This is a genomic window from Lentzea pudingi, from assembly GCF_014646255.1.
Taxonomy (GTDB): Bacteria; Actinomycetota; Actinomycetes; order Mycobacteriales; family Pseudonocardiaceae; genus Lentzea; species Lentzea pudingi.
Genome location: NZ_BMNC01000001.1, coordinates 436476 through 454237, shown reverse-complemented (window position 1 = coordinate 454237; position 17762 = coordinate 436476). Strand labels below are relative to the sequence as shown.

The following is a 17762-nucleotide window of genomic DNA, read 5'->3' as shown; positions in this document are numbered from 1 at the left end:
CCGAACGAAGCGAAGTGGTGTGTGATCCGAACCTCAACCAGACGGGGTCGCCGCCCTAGCATTGGCCGCCATCACCTGCCGGTTCATCGACGAAGGCGGCATGTATGGCAACCCCTCTGACCCAGCCCGAAGAGCAGTCCGCGCAGCCGGACTCGGATGCGACCCGCCGCCGCGGTTTCCGCAAACTGCTCACCGTGGGGCTGATCGGCAGCTCGATCGAGTGGTACGACTTCTTCCTCTACGGCACCGCGGCCGCGCTCGTGTTCCCCAAGGTGTTCTTCCCGCAGTCCTCGGCGCTGACCGGGACGCTGCTCGCGTTCAGCACGTTCTGGGCGGGCTTCGTGGCGCGCCCGATCGGCGGCGTGCTCGCCGGGCACTTCGGGGACAAGTACGGGCGCAAGCCGGTCGTCGTCACGTGCCTCGCGCTCATGGGCGCCGCGACGTTCCTGATCGGCTGCCTGCCCAGCGCGTCGTCGGCCGGCGCGCTCGCCCCGGTCCTGCTGGTGACGCTGCGGTTCCTGCAGGGGCTCGCGGCGGGCGGCCAGTGGGGCGGGATCATGTTGCTGCTCACCGAGTCCGCCAGTCCGAAGCGGCGCGGGTTCGCCGGGACGTTCGGGCAGACCAGCGTCTTCGTCGCCGTGATCATCTCGAACCTGATCTTCGTGGCCGCCAGCGGTCTCATGCCCAACGACGCGTTCCTCAGCTGGGGCTGGCGGATCCCGTTCCTGGTCAGCATCGTGATGTTCGCCGTGGTCCTGTACATCCAGTCCAAAGTGGAGGACACGCCGGAGTTCCGCGAGCTGCAGACCGAGGTCGCACGGCCCGAGCGCGCCGTGGTCAGGGCCCCGCTCGCCCAGGTCATCAGGACCAGGTGGGGAACGATCCTGCTCGCCTGCGGCATCCTCTCGGCCACCAACAGCCTCTTCTACGTCAGCATCGCCGGCCTGCTGAACTACGGCACCACGTCCTTGAAGCTGGACCGCAACGGGCTGCTCGCCGTCGTGCTGCTCGGTTCCGTGGCGATGCTCGCGGTGCTGCCCTGGGCCGGTCACGTCTCCGACCGGATAGGACGCCGTCCGCTGATCCTCGTCGGCGGCCTGGGCGTCGCGTTGTGGGGCTTCCCCTACTTCGGGCTCGTGAACACCGCGTCGCTGCCGCTGATCTTCGTCGCCGTGGTCGTGGGCTTCACCTTCCAGTGCCTCACCTACGGCCCGATCGCGAGCTTCCTCGGCGAACTGTTCGCGCCCAACGTCCGCTACTCCGGCGCGTCGCTGTCCTACCAGCTCTCCGCGATCATCATCAGCGGTGGCACGCCGTTCCTCATGACCGCGCTCATCGCCGAGACCGGCAGCACCTGGCCGGTCGCCGCCTACATCACGGCCATGGGGCTGATCACCTTCGTCAGCGCGTGGTTCCTGCCCGAGACGAACCCGGCCGAGGTCCGCGCGGACCCGCAGGCCGTTCCCGGCACGCACCTCTACCGCTGAGAAGGAGACCGCCGTGAGGACACTCGCCGTACTCGCGACCTCGGTGCTGCTGCTCGGCGCCGACCCCGCACTCGCAACGACTCCGCCCAGGAACGCGCCGTCGTGTGCCTCGCTGACCCAGCTGAGGATCCCGGCGTCCGTGATCAGCCTGCCCACCACCGGCGGCCGGGTCCAGGCGGCGGCGCTGACCACCAGTGTCGTGAGTGGACAGACGATCGAGCACTGCCAGGTCGACGCCGACCTGTACCCGGTCGACAGGTCGGCGCCCGCCATCAAGATGCGGATCTCCTTGCCGCACGGGTGGAACGGCAGAGCGATGATGTTCGGTGGAGGCGGGTACAACGGCACGATTCCCGCTCTGACGGGCAACGTACCGTTCGCCGCCGCAGACGCCTTGGCACCTCTGGCGCGGCGGTACGCGGTGTTCGCCAGCGACTCCGGCCACCAGCAGGGACCGGGCACCGTGCCGTCGCTGGACGGCTCGTTCGGCGTGAACGACGAGGCGCTGCGCAACTTCGCCGCCGGTGACGCGCTGAAGAAGACGCACGACGCGAGCCTGTTCCTGATCCGGCGCGCGTACGGGCACGGTCCCGCCGAGACGTTCTTCGCGGGCGGTTCGACGGGTGGCCGCGAGGCGCTCATCGTCGCGCAACGGTGGCCGCGCGCGTTCGACGGCGTGATCTCGGGTTATCCCGCGTGGAACAACCTCGCCGAGGCCCTGTACCTGGGCCACCTGACGCAGGTCCTGTCCCGCCCCGGCGCGTTCCCGGATCCGGAGAAGCAGAAACTCCTGTACGACACCGTGATCAGTGCCTGCGACGGTGTGGATAGCTTGCGGGACGGAGTCGTCTCGAACCTGCGCGGCTGCCACTTCGACCCCCGTGTCCTGCGCTGCCCCGACGGCGCGGACACGGGTCCCACCTGCCTTTCGGACGCCCAAATCGGGGCGGTGACGGCGATGTCGACGCCGTTCCGGTGGCCGTACCGGGTCGCCAGCGGCGAGACGGAGTACCCCGGTTTCCCGTTCCTGTCGGGCGCGGACATGCGGACGCCGTTCCTCGGGTTCGGCACGACGGCTCCGGCGAACCCGATGCCGGTGACGAGCGGGTACGGCATGCAGTACTGGGACCAGTGGGTCAAGCACTTCCTGACCCGCGACCCCGGCTTCAACTCCCTCGACCTCGACCCGCGGCGTCCGGGGAAGTGGCTCGACCGGATCAGCGAACTCTCCACGATCCAGGACCGCAACAACGTCGACCTCGGCCCGTTCGCCCGCTCCGGCGGCAAGCTGCTCCTGCTGCACGGTGCCGCCGACGAACTGGTCTCGCACCGCTCGACCAACGACTACTACGAGCGCGTGCACGACCTGCTCGGCGCCAGGACGACCGAAAGCTTCCTGCGGTACTACTTGGTGCCCGGTGCCAACCACGCGAACTTCGGCACGCCGTCGTTCGCCGCCGGCTGGGACTCGTTGTCGGCACTGGAGCGCTGGGTCGCAAGTGGACGGTCGCCGAGGAACCCCGTCGTGGCCGACGTGACCCACGACCGCACCCGTCCGCTGTGCGAGTATCCGGGCTGGCCCCGGTACCGCGCGGGCGATCCGGACAGCGCGTCGAGCTTCACCTGCGCGCGTTGACGCGGGCTGGTGGTGCTCAGTCGATGTGCAGGTGGACCGGGTGCAGGACGTCCTTCACGCACGTCAGGATGTTCAGGTTCCCGTCGCGCCCGAACGCCCACTCGACGTTCTCACCGGACGGCTCGCTCGTCGCGAGCGACAGCATCTGCCGCTGTTCCGAGCCGCACTCGGGACACGTGAACGTGATCGGGCCGGACTGCCACCAACACGTCCAGCCGCCGATCTTCGACCCGGCCGACGTCTCGGGCCAGTCCGCGTCGCGCAGGTCCGCCGGGCGGTCGAACGAGTGGGCGTACTCGGTGTACCGGATCGGCTCGAGCACGTTGACCGTGGGAACGTAGATCTCCTCCTGCACCGACGGCTCGGGCTCCTCCTCGATCAGTTCCACCACCGTCGTGGAGTCGCGCCACACCAGCCGCACGTCGGGACCGAAGCAGTCGTCGAGGTCGTGGTGCAGCGTGCACAGGAAGACCTGCAGCAGGTCCGCGCCAGGCGGGAACGGCAGTTCGGGGAAGTCCCGCTGGTAGAGCTGCACGGCACCGACGAACGGCATCCGCACGCCTACCGCTCCGGCGGTCGCGTCGAGGTCGTCATGGGTGACGCCGTCGCACCAGGGCCAGGGCTCGTCGATCGGCCACAGCATCGGGCCGCCGATGTGGCTGTCGGCGTCCGTCGGATCGCCCCCGAGCGGGTTGAGCAGCACGGCGGGGCGCGCGAAACTCTCCTTGATCGACACAAGCCGGAAGACTAGCGGGGTAACGATGACGAGCGTGCGGCCGACCTCGGGGGCATGAGGTTCTGGATCACACCTGTGCTCGTCGCCGTGCTCGTGGCGGGCTGCACCCCGGAGGTCACCGGGTCCGGTTCGGCGACCAGTCCACAGGAGACGACCGGGACGACCGCGGCGCCGACCACCACCACCGCGACCAGCACTGCGGTCACCGCTCTGAACGGCGTGTCCCCGGAAGAGTACGAGAGCCTGCCCTCGCAGTTCTGCGAGCGGCCCTTCATCGGCGCGCTCGGCAAACCGATGCTGGCCGTCGTGGTGGAGACGCCGGCGGGACGGCTGAACTGCGACCAGGCCGGAGCCGTGCTGGTCGACTACTACGCGCAGCGGCCGGACCCGAAGACCGGCCTGCCGCCGGTGGAGATCGGGCCCATGTCGTGCAACCAGGTCGCTGAAGGGATCATGCCCCAGGTCGTGTGCGCCGACGCGGAGAACGTCATCTACTCGATGTGGCCCCAAACCTGATGACGCGGACCTGACGCGGACGGGGCGGGGCGATCGTGATCGCCCCGCCCCGCCTTCAGTGCGTGATCAGTCCGTGCCGAACTCCATGGCCGCCGCGTCGAGCAGCTCGTCGGCCGCCGAGACCTCACCGCGCGAGGCGATGGCCTCCGCGCCGCCGTCCGGCACCTCGCCGATCAGCTGGGTCGGCTCCGGCTGCGCGGAGATGAGCGCCGACTGGCGGGTGCCGACCATGCCGAGGCCCGCGAAGAGCTCCAGCTTGGCGCGCGAGTCCGCGATGTCGAGGTTGCGCATGGTGAGCTGGCCGATGCGGTCGACGGGACCGAACGCCGAGTCCTCGGTGCGTTCCATCGACAGCTTGTCCGGGTGGTAGCTGAACGCCGGACCGGACGTGTCGAGGATCGAGTAGTCGTCGCCCCGGCGCAGCCGCAGCGTGACCTCGCCGGTGACCGCGGCGCCGACCCAGCGCTGCAGCGACTCGCGCAGCATCAGCGACTGGGGGTCGAGCCAGCGGCCCTCGTACAGCAGCCGGCCGAGCTTGCGGCCCTCGTTGTGGTACGCCGCGACCGTGTCCTCGTTGTGGATCGCGTTCACGAGCCGGTCGTAGGCGATGTAGAGCAACGCCATGCCGGGCGCCTCGTAGATGCCGCGGCTCTTGGCCTCGATGATGCGGTTCTCGATCTGGTCGGACATGCCGAGCCCGTGGCGGCCACCGATGGCGTTCGCCTCCAGCACGAGGTCGACGGCGTCGCCGAACTCCTTGCCGTTGATGGTGACCGGCCGGCCCTGGTCGAAGCCGATGGTGACGTCCTCGGTCGCGATCTCGACCGACGGGTCCCAGAACTTGACGCCCATGATCGGCTCGACGATCTCGATGCCCTCGTTGAGCAGTTCGAGCGACTTGGCCTCGTGCGTGGCGCCCCAGATGTTCGCGTCGGTCGAGTAGGCCTTCTCGACGGACGAGCGGTAGGGCAGGTCACGCTCGAGCAGCCACTCGGACATCTCCTTGCGGCCACCGAGCTCCGTCACGAACGCGGCGTCGAGCCACGGCTTGTAGATCCGCAGCGACGGGTTCGCGAGCAGCCCGTAGCGGTAGAACCGCTCGATGTCGTTGCCCTTGTAGGTGGAGCCGTCACCCCAGATCTGCACGTCGTCGTCGAGCATGGCGCGCACGAGCATGGTGCCCGTGACGGCCCGCCCGAGCGGCGTCGTGTTGAAGTACGCGCGGCCACCGGAACGGATGTGGAACGCGCCGCAGGCCAGCGCCGCGAGACCTTCCTCGACGAGCGCGGAACGGCAGTCGACCAGACGCGCGATCTCGGCACCGTACGTACCGGCGCGGCTCGGGACCGTGTCGATCTCGGGCTCGTCGTACTGGCCGATGTCCGCGGTGTACGTGCAGGGCACAGCGCCCTTCTCACGCATCCACGCGACCGCGACGGAGGTGTCGAGACCACCGGAGAAGGCGATGCCGACGCGTTCGCCGGCCGGAAGTGAAGTGAGCACCTTGGACACGTTGAGAATTATGCACGACGATGTATGGGCATGCACGCCGGGGGCCTGTTAGGTGCGCCTCATCGATGTTCCCGCAGGTGACGGGCCACATGTGGGACCTGGACGCTCAGCGGGTCGCAGCCATCCGCCCGACAACACCACCCGGCTCGGTGTTCACCGACGTGTCGAGGGCGAACCCGCACGACCTGTCGACCATCAGAAGCGCCCATCGAACCCGCCCCCTTTCCGGCAGTCGCCCGAGGCCTTTCACCTGGAACAGTGCGGCCGCCGGCTCACTCCGGGGGATCGAGCTCGTCCGCCCTGTCCTGCATCCGCTGCACACCGCCCTCGTGCTCAGCCGCGCGCATGGCCGTGATCGCCGCGTACAGGTGCGCACCCGTGTACGGATCCTGCTCCTTGCGTTCGTACACCTCACCCAAGGTGGCGTTGTACATGGCGTGGGACATCGCGGCGAGCAACGCACGCGTGCGGGGCGCCACCCCCTTGGGCGCGCCGGCGTCGATGATCGGGGTCACCCGCTCCCACACCTCGTCCGGCGGGCCGGGCGGGTAGATCTGGTTGAGCGCCAGCAGGCCGTTCTCCAGCGCGCCCATCACCAGCCAGGTCTGGTCCCGGTCTTGCGGCATCAGCCTCTCGACGCGCTCGGCGTCGTGGTGGTGGTAGGCGATGGCGAGCCGCAGGCCGATGGCCTGGCTGCGGTTCCTGCTCGCGGGCTCTTCGAACCACCATTGTTGTTGCGCGGTCCTGGGGAACATGTCCGCAGTGTGCGCCCTCGGTCTCGATTTCGCCCGAGGGTTTAGGCAAGCCTAACCAAAGGTGTACGTTGCGGGCATGTCGCGCTACTCCGCCTTCGACCGGTTCACGCTCAAGGCCGCCACCAAGGCCGCCGAGATGATGATGGCCCCGGCGAACCGCCGCGAGGTCTTCGACCAGTTCGTCATGGCCGTCACGGCGGTGACCGAGCTCAGCGACCACATGCGCCGGATCACCTTCCACGCGCCGGAGCTCACGTCGTTCGCGGTGACGGGGCCCGACGAGTACTTCGGTCTGTTGATGGCGACGGGACGCGAGCTCGTGATGCCGGCGGACGACCGCATCAACGTCCGGTCGTCGTTGCGCGCGATGCCGGAGGAGACGCGGCCGGACCTGCGCTGGTACACGATCCGCGCGCACCGGCCCGAGGTGGCCGAGATCGACGTCGACTTCGTGGTGCACGGCGACGCCGGTCCCGGCACGCGGTGGGCACGGCGCGCGATCGCGGGCGACAAGGCGGGGTTCCGCGCGGGCGGTTCGGCCTACCGCCCGCCGGCCGAGGGCGCGGTGCTGCTCGCGGCGGACGAGACGGCGTTGCCCGCGCTCGCGGCGATCCTCGAGACCGAGACGCGGCCGGTGCACGTGTTCGTCGAGGTGCCGGACGAGTCGTACCGGGTCGACCTGGAGGCGGAGTGGGTGTTCCGCGGCGAGGCGGAGCCCGGATCGGCCGTGCTGAAGGCGATCCAGGACAGGGCTCTGTCCACTGTGGAGTACGCGTGGGCGTGCGGGGAGTTGGCGCTCGCGACCGGGGTGCGGCGGCACCTCGTCAAGGACCGCGGGGTGGACCGCAAGGCGATCATGTTCAGTGGTTACTGGAAGGTCGGTTCAGCCCGCATGTGAGACGCCGCCGATCCGCACGGACGCGGAGTTCGCGTGGCCGTACGGGTCGCGGTGCCGGGTGAACTTTTGTGGATCAACCCCGGCTGCGGCTCGAAGACGCGCGGTTACGCCGAGGTGGAGCCCGCGTTGCGGAACCTGGTCGAGCGACACGTCGCACGCGGTCAGAGCCGGGTTGATGAGAACGCGACCACGGGCGGGATCGATTCCGCCCCGTGGTTGTGAATTTCCCGGTATGGCAAAGATTTGGCGAAGTACCTAGACGTGAACGTGGTTCATGTACCACCTTCTGCCTCGCAAGCCTCTCCGCTCCCCTGCACCTTCGGAGGCCTGAAGTTGAGGAAGAAGCTCCTGACCGCGCTCGCCGGCGCCTTGCTGATCACGGCACTGTTCCCCGGCATCGCCCTCGCCGACCCGCCCCGGGCCATCCCCGCGAACTTCGAGGAGGCCGACGGCAAGTGGCAGCCGGCGTTCGACTACGACGGCGACGGCTGCTACCCCACCCCGGCGATCTCGCCGGCCGGTGACATCGCGCCCGGCCTGAAGAACTCGGGCGCGCTGAACGGCAACTGCCACGACCAGTCCGACCTGGACAACACCAACTCCTACAGCCGTTCCAAGTGCAACAACGGCTGGTGCGCCTACCTGTACGACCTGTACTTCGAGAAGGACCAGGCCGTTCCGGGCTGGGACTGCTGCGGTCACCGCCACGACATCGAGCACGTGGTGGTCTGGGTGCAGAACGACGTGGCCCAGTACGTCTCCACGTCGGAGCACGGCAAGTACAAGACGCACCCGCGCGCGAACGTGCAGTGGGAAGGCACCCACCCGAAGATCATCTACCACAAGGACGGCGCCAGCACGCACTGCTTCCGGCTCGCGGGTGCGGGTGAGCAGGCGGAGAACCACTACGGGGTCTACCAGTACCCCGACCTGGTCAGCTGGAACCGCTTCCCGGCCGGCGTGCGCGACAAGCTCGTGAACGCGAACTTCGGCAGCGCGTCCCTGGCGATCAAGGACAGCGCGTTCAACCACAACCTCGGTCAGGCGAAGCCCGCCGGGATCGCGTTCGACCCGAACGCGTAGGTCATTTCGCCACCCTGTTCAACCACTCGGCCAGGAGGGCCCGTTCCGCTGGAGACAGCATCTGGGGCGGGTCCTCCTCCAGTGCCACGCGCAACGCGATCGCCCGGCTCGGGATGTCCGTCGGACCGTCCGGCGCGGCGTCCGTCGTGATCGCCCTGATGACCTGCTCGCGCGCGAACGCGATGAGCTCCAGGTCGCGGTCCTCCTCCGGCGTCGCGATCAACGCCAGCACCACACCCAGCCCAGTCGCGTGCACGAACTGCGCCGCCGACTCCACCGGGACCGCCAGGCGGCCCGCCGCCGCGATGCGGCTGATGATCTCGCGGAGCATCGCGTCCGCCCGCAGTCGTGCCTCACGCTTGCGCGGCTCGCCGTACATCAGCAGGTAGAACGCGGGACGCGCCAGGCCGAAGCCGATGTGGAGCTCCCAGCCCCTGCGCAGGTCGTCCACGGGGTCGTCGGTGGCACCCATCGCGTGCTTGCTCGCCAAGTAGTCGGAGAAGCCGAACGCCGCCACGGCGTCGAGCAGCCCGTCCTTGTCGCCGAACAGCCGGTACAGCGTCGGCGCCTGCACCCCCGCCGCCGACGCGACCGCGCGCGTGGAGACCGCTTCCTTGCCGCCCTCGACGAGCAGATCGGCCGCGGCCTTCACCAGACGCTCCCTCGTGTCCATGTAACGACGATAACACGTGAGCAGTAGCGCTGATTCGATATCAGTGCTACGTTGATTGAGGTAACAGCGGAAACACCAGCTAGGAGCATCGACATGACTCGCGTTGCGATCGTCACCGGCGGATCGAGGGGCATCGGGCGGGCAGCCGCCGAACGCCTCGCCGCCGACGGACTGGCCGTTGTCATCGTGTACGCCGGCAACCGGACCGCCGCCGACGAGACCGTGGAGAAGATCAGGTCGACCGGCGGCCAGGCCGTCGCCGCGCAGGCCGACGTGGGCGACGAGAACGCCGTCACCGCCGCGTTCGAGCTGGCGCGGGAGACGTTCGGCGGCGTCGACGTCGTCGTGAACTCGGCCGGCATCATGCCGCTCGGCACCGTCGCGGACATGGAGCTCGACACGTTCGACAAGATCATGCGCACCAACGCCCGCGGCACGTTCATCGTGAACCAGCAGGCCGCACGCCGGTTGCGCGACGGCGGCGCCATCGTCAACGTCTCGTCGTCCGTGGTGGGCCTGCGCTTCCCCCAGTACGGGGCCTACGCGATGTCGAAGGGCGGCGTCGAGGCGCTGACCCTGATCCTCGCCCGTGAGCTGCGCGGCCGCGACATCACCGTGAACACCGTCGCCCCCGGCCCCACGGCCACCGACCTGTTCCTCGAAGGCAAGGACCAGGCGACCATCGACACCCTCGCGAAGCAGCCGCCGCTGGAGCGCCTCGGCTCCAGCGGCGACATCGCCGAGGTCATCTCGTTCCTGGCCGGCCCCGCGCGCTGGGTCAACGGCCAGACCATTCGTGCGAACGGAGGCATCATCTGATGGGCAAGGTCATCGTCGTCACGGGGGCGTCCAGCGGCTTCGGTGCCCTGGCGGTGCGCAGGCTCGCGCTCGCCGGTCACACGGTCTACGCGGGCATGCGGGAGACCGCGGGCCGCAACTCCGCCGCGGTCTCCGACCTGCGGGCTTTCGGAGCTGCGAACGCCGAAGTGCACGCCGTCGAGCTGGACGTGCAGTCGCAGGAGTCGGCGGACGCCGCGATCGCCACCGTCATCGCGGAGCAGGGCCACCTGGACGTGGTCGTGCACAACGCGGGCCACATGGTCACCGGCCCGGCCGAGGCCTTCACGCCGGAGCAGTACGCGGCCCTCTACGACGTCAACGTCCTGGGCACCCAACGCGTGAACCGAGCAGCCCTCCCGCACCTGCGCGGCCGGCGTTCGGGCCACGTCGTGTGGGTCGGCTCGAGCTCGACGCGCGGCGGCACACCCCCGTACCTGGCCCCGTACTTCGCGGCCAAGGCGGCGATGGACGCGGTCGCCGTCTCGTACCGCGCCGAGCTCCTGCGGTTCGGCATCGAGACCACGATCGTCGTGCCGGGCGCCTTCACCCACGGCACCAACCACTTCGCGCACAGCGGCACCCCCGCCGACACCGCGCGGGCGGCGGAGTACGAGGAGCTCTACCCCGGCCTGATGGACCAGGTCGGCAACCGTCTCGCCGAGCTGGAGCCGTCGTGGGCGGACGTGGGCGCCGTGGCCGACGCCATCGTGGACGTGGTGGGTTCCGCCAGGCCACCGTTCCGCGTGCACGTGGACCCGTCTTCGGACGGTGCCGAGGTCGTGAACGCGGTGGCGGACCGGGTCCGCGGCGAGTTCCTGCGGCGGGTCGAGCTGGCTGACCTGATCTAACGACTGTTCAGGAGCGCGGACACGGTGACGAACCGATAGCCGCGCTCCTTGAGCCCGATGATGACGGGCTCGAGCGCCTGCCGGGTCTGGTCGCGGCCCGCGTACATGGGGTGCAGCAGGATGATCGAGCCCGGCCTGGTTTCTTCCAGCGTCCGCTGGGCGATCTCCTGCGCGCTGGGGTTGTTCGCGGAGTCGGGCTCCACGTCCCACATGATCGTGGTCCGGTTGTGCTCTTCCAGGTAATGCGGCAGGGCGAAGAGCTTCTTGCCGTTGGGCGGGCGGAAGTGGATGTCGCCGCTGTAGCCGGTCCTGCGGATCTGGGCGTCGGTGTCCTCCACCTCCTTCGCGACCGTGCTCGGCAGGACGCCGATCATGCGCCGGTGGCTGTAGGTGTGGTTGCCGATCTCGTGGCCGGCCTGGGCGATCTGCCTGCCGAGGTCCGGGTGCTCCTCGAGGTCGCGGCCCATGAGGAAGAACGTCGCCGGGACCTGATCGGCCGCCAGGACGTCCAGGACCTGCTGCGTGCCCGCCGGATCGGGGCCGTCGTCGAAGGTCAGCGCGACCAGCTTCTCGTCCGTCTCGACGCGGTGGACCAGGTCACCGAAGAACTGGAACGTGCGGGCGCTGCTGACGTTCCACAGGGAGATCGCGACGATCATGACAGCGGTGAGGCCCATCGCGGTGATGATCGTTGGTTTGCGGCGCAACCACTTCATGCGCTCACTATGGCCAGTGCGGGTTTTCCGGTGCGCAGCACCCCGTCGTCCAGCGGCACGCAGCGGATCCCGCCCCTGCCGCACAACGCCCTGAACGCACCCGGCGCGATCACCTGATCCATCCACGCGCAGGGACTCGCCGGACGGTGGACCTCGAACCGCACCACCCCGTCCCCGCTGTCCAGGCCGAACACCGCCCCGCGCGGCAGCGAGTCCACGTCGAACCCCCGCACGACGACGTTGCGGCGTGCCACGAGCGGGTCCACCGGCCACGCGGCCAGCGACTCGGCCGCGATGAAGGTGACCGCCGCGTTGCGGTGCGCGGGGTGGTTGAAGTAGCGGTCGCCGACGATGCCGAGCCCGGCGCGGACGACCACGTGGTCGCGGGAAACAGGTCCCGGATCGGGACGAGGGCCGTCCGGCGGACGGCCCTCGAAGGCGTGCACGGGTGAGACGTGCAGCGCCACGATCTCGATCAACGCTCGCCGAGCTGCCACTCCGGCCGCACGTAGTGGCACGTGTAGCCGTTCGGGTAGCGCTCCAGGTAGTCCTGGTGCTCGGGCTCGGCCAGCCAGAAGTCCGACTCCTGGGTGACCTCGGTGACGACCTTGCCCGGCCACTTGCCGGAGGCGTCGACCGCGGCGATGACCTCCTCCGCGACCTTCTTCTGGGCGTCGTCGGTGTAGAAGATCGCCGAGCGGTAGCCGGCGCCGATGTCGTTGCCCTGGCGGTTGCGGGTCGACGGGTCGTGGATCTGGAAGAAGAACTCCAGGACCTGCCGGTAGCTGAGCTGCTCGGGGTCGAACACGATCTCGATGGCCTCGGCGTGGTTGCCGTGGCGGCGGTACGTGGCGTTCGGCGTGCTCGGGTCGCCGGTGTAGCCGACGCGCGTGGAGACGACGCCGGGGTGGCGGCGGAACAGGTCCTGCATGCCCCAGAAACAGCCGCCCGCGAGAACAGCCTTCTCCGTCACAGTGTCACTCCTCTTCTCGGTGTTCACTCAGGAGAACGTTCGGTCTCCCCCGGATCATCCCCGTCAGGTTGTGACGTAACCATTACGGACCTGGCTTCGATCACTTCGCCCAGGTAGCGCATGACGACGGCCACGGCGGCGGCGACCGGCACGGAGAAGAACGCGCCCGCGATGCCGTAGAGCGAAGTGCCCGCCGTGACGACGAGCAGGACGACCGCCGCGTGCAGGCGCAGGCTGCGCGACTGCAGGAGGGGCTGCAGCACGTTGCCCTCGACCTGCTGCACCACGACCACGATGATCAGCATGATGATGGCCGTGGTCAGGCCGTTGCTGACCAGGGCGACGAGCACGGCCAGCGCTCCGGCGATGAACGCGCCGATGATCGGGATGAAGCCGCCGAGGAACGTCAGCGCGGCCAGCGGGATCGCGAGCGGCACGCCGAGGATGAGCAGGCCCGCCCCGATGAAGATGGCGTCGATCAGCGACACGACGGCCTGGCTGCGGATGAAGCTGCCGAGCGTGGCCCAGACCCGCTCCAGCACCGTCGTCACGTGGACGCCGGCGCGCTCGCCGATGACGCCGCGCAGCCAGGGCGTGAACCGCATGCCGTCCTTGACGAAGAAGAAGGCCAGCAGCAGCGCCACCAACCCGGTCACGAGGCCGGACGTCACCGCGCCCGCCCCGGTCAGCAGCCCGCCCGCGATCGACCCGATGCTCGACTTGAGCTGCTCGACGCCCTGCGAGATGAGCCGGTCGAGGTCGCTGCCCTTCAGGTTGAACGGCGGGCCGGAGGCCCAGTCCTGCAGTTGCGTGACGGCCTTCTGCGCGCTCTGCGCGATCTCCGGCACACCGGACGCGATCGACGACGAGATCGCCGCGATGACCCCTCCGAGCACGCCGAGGCCGACGACCAGCACGATCGTCGCCGACAGCGCCGCGTTCATGCCCTTCGACATCATCCACCGCGCCGGCGGCCACAGCACCGTCGTGATCAGCAGCCCCAGCAGCACGGGCATCACGACCACCCAGAGCTTGCCGATCAGCCAGAACACCATCCAGAAGCCCAGCACGGCCAGCGCCGTCCGCAGACTCCACCGCGCGAGCCAGCTCACGCCGTGCCCGATGGCCTCACCCTTGTCCGTCCACCTGCGATCCCGTTGCACGCCCACAGTCTGTCGGTACCCGGTGCGCGGGGGTGGCAGACATGCCGTTTCGTTAGCCTCGACCCCAGAACGCGTCCTCCTCGGCGGGGTCGGCCGTGAACAGCCACACCTCGGTGACCTCGCCGTCGACGACGCGCATCAGGTCGACACCGGTGCCGTCCATCTCCGCCCCGGACCGCTTCGCCGTCCAGCGAACCGAAGCAGCCACGAGCTCCCCGTTCACCATCAGCGGCGCGTCGCGCTTCAACGAGAAGGTGCCCTCGGACACGGACATCATGCCGCCGATCATCGCCCCCACGGCGTCACCGCCGCGGTGCGCACCGGAGAACCGGTTGTCCCCGGGCTGGTGCCACACGACGTCCTCGGCGAACTGGGCGGCGACGGTGGCGAAGTCGCCGGACTCCAACGCCTCGAAGTAGGTGGTCGCAACGGCGAGCGGGCTGGTCATCAGAGGTTCTCCCTTTCCTTGTGGTTGCCCTATGCTCACCAAAGGTAACCAATTACCTCAACGTAACTAGTGGAAGGATGTGCGCCATGTCACAGACCGTGCCGGACTGGAGCGTGCTCATGGCCAGCTGCCCGTCGCGCACGAGCCTGGCGCGCATCGCCAACAAGTGGACGGCGATGGCGGTCTCGGTGCTGGGCAACGGGCGCGCGCGGTTCGGCGACCTCAAGACGCAGCTCGACGGCATCAGCGGCAAGGTGCTGACCGAGACGCTCCGGGACCTCGAACGCGATGGGCTCATCACGCGGCATGTGTACGCCGAGGTGCCGCCGCGGGTCGAGTACGAGCTGACGGAGCTCGGGCTCACGTTGCACGAGCCGTTGCTCGCGTTGTGCCGGTGGGCGGAGAAGCACATCGCCGAGGTGCTGATCAACCGTGAGGCCTACGACGCCCGGTGACGCGGCAGGACGCCGTCGACGTCCGGCATGAGGGAGCCGCGGATCATGTTCCGCACGACGGGTAGCCCGGAGAGCCGGAAAGCCAGGTCGCGCACCGAGATCCGCCACGCGGACGCGGGCGCCATCCAGCCGATGAACCGCCGCCCGAACTCCTGGGTGTGCTCCACGGCGGGCTTCATCCGCGCCTCGTACCGAGCGAACGCGCCCTCGAACCCGGCGGACAACTCCTCCGCCAGCACGCATGCCCCCGTCATCGCGAGCGAAGCCCCATGACCAGCGAACAGCGAGACTGCTCCGCACGCGTCACCGACGAGCACGACCTTGCCGCGATGCCACACCGGCATGTCCACTTGCGACACTTCGTCGTAGTACACGTCCTGCGGCACAGCGGAGAGCAACGACGGCGTGACCCAGCCGAGGTCACCGAACCGCTCGCGCAACGCCGCGGCGGGATCGGCGGGCAGCTCCGGCGAGTCGGACCGGTAGAGCATCAACGCGGCCATCGCGCCGTCCCGCACGGCATAGCAGCCGACCATCCGGTGCGGCACGGTCAGCATCTGGTAGCGGTAGCCGATCCGTTCGCTCAACACGGGATCCTGGAACGAGAACGCCGCCACGTGATGGCCCAGGTACCGCAGGGACGAGGGCCCGAACACCAGCTCCCGCACCTTCGAGTGCACCCCGTCCGCGCCGACGACCAGGTCGAACTCGTCCGAGGACCCGTCGGAGAACACGACCCGGCCGTCGTCGACAGAGGACAGCGTTGTGCCGTAACGGATCGGAGCCCGCAGGTCGTCGCGGATCACCTCCGCCAGATCACCGCGCAGCAGGCTGATCACCCCGTCCGCGACGGCTTCGTAGGCCGCGGTGGAGATCTCACCGCGCCGCCGCCCCGAGGAGTCCACGCTGGTCACCGACGAGATCGGCGCACGCCTCTCCTCCAGCGCCGACAGCAGGCCCATCCGCCGCGCCACCTCGTGGCCCGGCCCGAAGAAATCGATCATGTAGCCGCCCGCGCGGAACGACGGCGCCTTCTCCACCACCAGGACCTCCCACCCGGCGCGCTCCAGCCACCACGCGGACGCCAGCCCGGCGATCCCCGCTCCGACGATCAACGCGCGCTGCTGGGCATTCGACTTAGGCATATGCCCAACCTAGCATTACGAGTGCATCCGCCGGCTGCTCCGCCCGCTGGTCCAGAACCACAGACCGGCCACGACCAGCGCCAGCACGCCCAACCCGACGGCGCCGTCCGGAAGTCCGTCGTCCTGCGGTTGCCGCTGCTGGGCGTACTGCGAGTTCGCCTGCGGCAGCGCCGCGGGAGGGGTGGGCGCGATCGAGGACGGCTGGGCGACGAGCGCCAGCGGGATCGCCTCGGTGTCGGTGAAGTCGACCATCCCGGTGGCCTCGAGCACCGTCATGTGGTCGAGCACGGTGTCCATGCAAACCTTGGCGTAGTCGCGGATCGCAGTGTTGCGCGTGCCCGTGCGCACCGAGGCGAGGAACTTGTAGACCACACCGTGGGCGGCACGAAGCCGGTTCGCGAACACGCGGTCGAACTCGGGACTGCGCGCGGGCGCGGCCCGCATCTCGTTCAGCCACCCCTGCTGCGCCTCGTTGGGCTGCGTCGGCAACTGCACGCCGAACGTGCGGGCGAGCTCGGCGGTGCGCCGGTCCAGGTCGGCGTGCCCGTCGATCAGGTGCCGACCGGCCTCCTTCACCAGCGGGCTCGACGACTTCTCGAGCCCCATCCGCCCGGCGGGGCCCTCCCACAACCCCGCGAGGGCCACCTTCTGCAGGAGGTCACGCCCGGCCGGGCCCATCGGCCCGAACTGGGTCTGCACGTGGTCAGGTCCCAGGTCCTGCTGCGCGAACGCGGGCTGCGCTCCCACCAATAACGTCAGCAAAGCGACGAGGAGTATCCGCATGCCGAGAGGTACGGACGGAGAGCAGGTCAACGACCGTTGCACAGTGCAATGTTTATCGTTTCGTTACCTTGGGAGAGCCCTGTAGAACTAGGCGGGTGAGCGATGTCGATGATCTGACCGATGCGGTCCTCACCGCGTCCCGCCTGCTGGTGGCCGTCTCGGCACGGTCGCTCGCGGCCGTCGAGGAGACGCTCACGCTGCCGCAGCTGCGCATGGTCGTCCTGCTCGACAGCCGCGGCCCGATGAGCCTCACCGCGCTCGCCGACCTGCTGGAGGTCAACCCGTCCACGGCCAAGCGCATGATCGACCGCCTGATCACGTCCGGCATGGTCGACCGCGAGCCGAACCCCGCCACGAAACGCGAGGTCGTGGTCGTGGCGAGCGAGGAGGGCAGCCGGGTCGTGGGCGAGGTGATGGCCCGCAGGCGGGTCGAGATCAGCACGATCGTCGCCCGCATGCCGGAGCACCTGCGGCACGGCCTGGTCGAGGCGCTGACCGCGTTCGCCGAGGCCGGCGGCGAGCCGCGCTACTCAGCCCGCGACGAGGCGCCGGAACGACCCCGCGACCGCGCGGAAGTCGACTGACGAGTCCAACGCGCGGTGCAGCACCAACCCGTCGATGGCCGCTCCCAGCAACAACGCGACCCCGTCGGCGTCCTCGACCCCGGCGTCGCCGAGCCAGGCGGCGACCCGCGACCGGAAGTCCGCGACCAGCGCCGACAGCCCGGCGCGCAGCTCGGGCAGCCGATGTGCGGCCAGGAACGCCTCGGCCAGCAGCAACGACTCGGGATCCGTGCCGGTGAACCGGGACAGGTCCTCGAAGAGCCGCTCGACACCGTCGGCCGGCGGAACCGACCGCAACGCGTCCGCCGACTCGCCCAGCACCCGCGTGGCGAACTGCAGCGCGGCCGTCGACAGCAGCTCGGACACCGACGAGAAGTGGTAGTGCACGAGCGCGGCGTTGACGCCCGCCCGTTCGGCCACCAGCCGTGTGGTCACCGCACCCCAGCCGACCTCGCCCACGAGCGCGGCGGCCGCGTCGATCAGTTGTTCTCGGGTGCGGCGACCGCGGTCGGCTGATTTGGGCACACGGTGA

At 69.3% G+C, this 17762-nt stretch carries 21 protein-coding genes and 1 pseudogene; 10 read left to right on the top strand and 12 right to left on the bottom strand.

Features of this window, described 5'->3' with window-relative positions:
* Positions 1 to 104: 104 nt before the first annotated feature.
* Positions 105 to 1487, top strand: coding sequence for an MFS transporter (locus IEY88_RS02140; protein ID WP_189152834.1), 1383 nt, complete (start codon positions 105 to 107; stop codon positions 1485 to 1487).
* Positions 1488 to 1533: 46 nt separating this feature from the next.
* Positions 1534 to 3123: a tannase/feruloyl esterase family alpha/beta hydrolase gene (locus IEY88_RS02135; protein WP_373294025.1), complete on the top strand. Its 1590-nt coding sequence runs from the start codon at positions 1534 to 1536 to the stop codon at positions 3121 to 3123.
* A 16-nt stretch (positions 3124 to 3139) separates the two neighbouring features.
* Here the strand turns inward: IEY88_RS02135 and IEY88_RS02130 are convergent, their stop codons facing one another.
* Complete coding sequence (locus IEY88_RS02130; RefSeq protein WP_189152832.1) at positions 3140 to 3859, bottom strand: YwqG family protein; 720 nt, start codon at positions 3857 to 3859, stop codon at positions 3140 to 3142.
* A 54-nt stretch (positions 3860 to 3913) separates the two neighbouring features.
* Between IEY88_RS02130 and IEY88_RS02125 the strand changes: the two genes are divergently transcribed.
* Positions 3914 to 4375: a hypothetical protein gene (locus tag IEY88_RS02125; protein ID WP_189152831.1), complete on the top strand. Its 462-nt coding sequence runs from the start codon at positions 3914 to 3916 to the stop codon at positions 4373 to 4375.
* Between the two features lie 66 nt (positions 4376 to 4441).
* On the opposite strand, the gene argG is transcribed toward IEY88_RS02125, so the two are convergent.
* Together argG and IEY88_RS02115 are read right to left on the bottom strand one after the other, a co-directional pair.
* The gene (gene argG / locus IEY88_RS02120) at positions 4442 to 5887 is read right to left on the bottom strand and encodes an argininosuccinate synthase (protein WP_189152830.1); all 1446 of its coding nucleotides are present in this window, start codon (positions 5885 to 5887) and stop codon (positions 4442 to 4444) included.
* A 272-nt stretch (positions 5888 to 6159) separates the two neighbouring features.
* Complete coding sequence (locus IEY88_RS02115) at positions 6160 to 6642, bottom strand: hypothetical protein (RefSeq protein WP_189152829.1); 483 nt, start codon at positions 6640 to 6642, stop codon at positions 6160 to 6162.
* Between the two features lie 76 nt (positions 6643 to 6718).
* Between IEY88_RS02115 and IEY88_RS02110 the strand changes: the two genes are divergently transcribed.
* From IEY88_RS02110 to IEY88_RS02100, 3 genes and pseudogenes are all read left to right on the top strand, one after another.
* Positions 6719 to 7540: a siderophore-interacting protein gene (locus IEY88_RS02110; protein WP_229693010.1), complete on the top strand. Its 822-nt coding sequence runs from the start codon at positions 6719 to 6721 to the stop codon at positions 7538 to 7540.
* 48 nt (positions 7541 to 7588) lie between these two features.
* A pseudogene (locus IEY88_RS02105) lies at positions 7589 to 7762 on the top strand (hypothetical protein); the annotation flags it as partial.
* A 111-nt stretch (positions 7763 to 7873) separates the two neighbouring features.
* On the top strand, positions 7874 to 8623 hold the full coding sequence (locus IEY88_RS02100; RefSeq protein WP_373294004.1) for an NPP1 family protein: 750 nt from the start codon (positions 7874 to 7876) through the stop codon (positions 8621 to 8623).
* Between the two features lies 1 nt (position 8624).
* On the opposite strand, the gene IEY88_RS02095 is transcribed toward IEY88_RS02100, so the two are convergent.
* The gene (locus IEY88_RS02095) at positions 8625 to 9296 is read right to left on the bottom strand and encodes a TetR/AcrR family transcriptional regulator (protein ID WP_189152827.1); all 672 of its coding nucleotides are present in this window, start codon (positions 9294 to 9296) and stop codon (positions 8625 to 8627) included.
* A 93-nt stretch (positions 9297 to 9389) separates the two neighbouring features.
* On the opposite strand from IEY88_RS02095, the gene IEY88_RS02090 reads away from it, so the two are divergent.
* Positions 9390 to 10115 carry an SDR family oxidoreductase gene (locus IEY88_RS02090; protein WP_189152826.1) on the top strand — a complete coding sequence of 242 codons (726 nt, stop codon included), beginning with the start codon at positions 9390 to 9392 and terminating at the stop codon, positions 10113 to 10115.
* Positions 10115 to 10984 (top strand): SDR family NAD(P)-dependent oxidoreductase, encoded by an 870-nt coding sequence (locus tag IEY88_RS02085; RefSeq protein WP_229693009.1) that lies wholly within the window; start codon positions 10115 to 10117, stop codon positions 10982 to 10984. The genes IEY88_RS02090 and IEY88_RS02085 overlap by 1 nt, the downstream gene beginning before the upstream one ends.
* Here IEY88_RS02085 and IEY88_RS02080 read toward each other — a convergent pair.
* The 5 genes from IEY88_RS02080 to IEY88_RS02060 are packed head-to-tail and all read right to left on the bottom strand — an operon-like array spanning position 10981 to position 14284.
* Complete coding sequence (locus tag IEY88_RS02080) at positions 10981 to 11700, bottom strand: polysaccharide deacetylase family protein (protein WP_189152825.1); 720 nt, start codon at positions 11698 to 11700, stop codon at positions 10981 to 10983. The genes IEY88_RS02085 and IEY88_RS02080 overlap by 4 nt on opposite strands.
* Complete coding sequence (locus tag IEY88_RS02075; RefSeq protein ID WP_189152824.1) at positions 11697 to 12197, bottom strand: MOSC domain-containing protein; 501 nt, start codon at positions 12195 to 12197, stop codon at positions 11697 to 11699. Before IEY88_RS02075 ends, IEY88_RS02080 begins: the two co-directional genes overlap by 4 nt.
* Positions 12176 to 12673, bottom strand: coding sequence for a peptide-methionine (S)-S-oxide reductase MsrA (msrA, locus tag IEY88_RS02070; protein ID WP_189152823.1), 498 nt, complete (start codon positions 12671 to 12673; stop codon positions 12176 to 12178). The genes IEY88_RS02075 and msrA overlap by 22 nt, the downstream gene beginning before the upstream one ends.
* 23 nt (positions 12674 to 12696) lie before the next feature.
* The gene (locus tag IEY88_RS02065) at positions 12697 to 13836 is read right to left on the bottom strand and encodes an AI-2E family transporter (protein ID WP_189152822.1); all 1140 of its coding nucleotides are present in this window, start codon (positions 13834 to 13836) and stop codon (positions 12697 to 12699) included.
* Positions 13837 to 13888: 52 nt separating this feature from the next.
* Entirely contained in the window at positions 13889 to 14284 is a 396-nt protein-coding gene (locus tag IEY88_RS02060; protein ID WP_189152821.1) for a nuclear transport factor 2 family protein, read from the bottom strand.
* 86 nt (positions 14285 to 14370) lie between these two features.
* On the opposite strand from IEY88_RS02060, the gene IEY88_RS02055 reads away from it, so the two are divergent.
* The gene (locus IEY88_RS02055) at positions 14371 to 14739 is read left to right on the top strand and encodes a winged helix-turn-helix transcriptional regulator (protein ID WP_229693008.1); all 369 of its coding nucleotides are present in this window, start codon (positions 14371 to 14373) and stop codon (positions 14737 to 14739) included.
* Here IEY88_RS02055 and IEY88_RS02050 read toward each other — a convergent pair.
* Together IEY88_RS02050 and IEY88_RS02045 are read right to left on the bottom strand one after the other, a co-directional pair.
* Positions 14724 to 15884, bottom strand: a complete 1161-nt coding sequence (locus IEY88_RS02050; RefSeq protein WP_189152819.1) for an FAD-dependent oxidoreductase — start codon at positions 15882 to 15884, stop codon at positions 14724 to 14726. The genes IEY88_RS02055 and IEY88_RS02050 overlap by 16 nt on opposite strands.
* A 15-nt stretch (positions 15885 to 15899) precedes the next feature.
* Entirely contained in the window at positions 15900 to 16667 is a 768-nt protein-coding gene (locus IEY88_RS02045) for a DUF4142 domain-containing protein (protein WP_189152818.1), read from the bottom strand.
* A gap of 95 nt (positions 16668 to 16762) precedes the next feature.
* On the opposite strand from IEY88_RS02045, the gene IEY88_RS02040 reads away from it, so the two are divergent.
* A complete protein-coding gene (locus IEY88_RS02040; RefSeq protein WP_189152817.1) occupies positions 16763 to 17251 on the top strand; it encodes a MarR family winged helix-turn-helix transcriptional regulator in 489 nt (162 codons plus the stop codon).
* Here the strand turns inward: IEY88_RS02040 and IEY88_RS02035 are convergent.
* Positions 17198 to 17755, bottom strand: coding sequence for a TetR/AcrR family transcriptional regulator (locus tag IEY88_RS02035; protein ID WP_189152816.1), 558 nt, complete (start codon positions 17753 to 17755; stop codon positions 17198 to 17200). The two genes, IEY88_RS02040 and IEY88_RS02035, sit on opposite strands and share 54 nt — an antisense overlap.
* Positions 17756 to 17762: the final 7 nt, after the last annotated feature.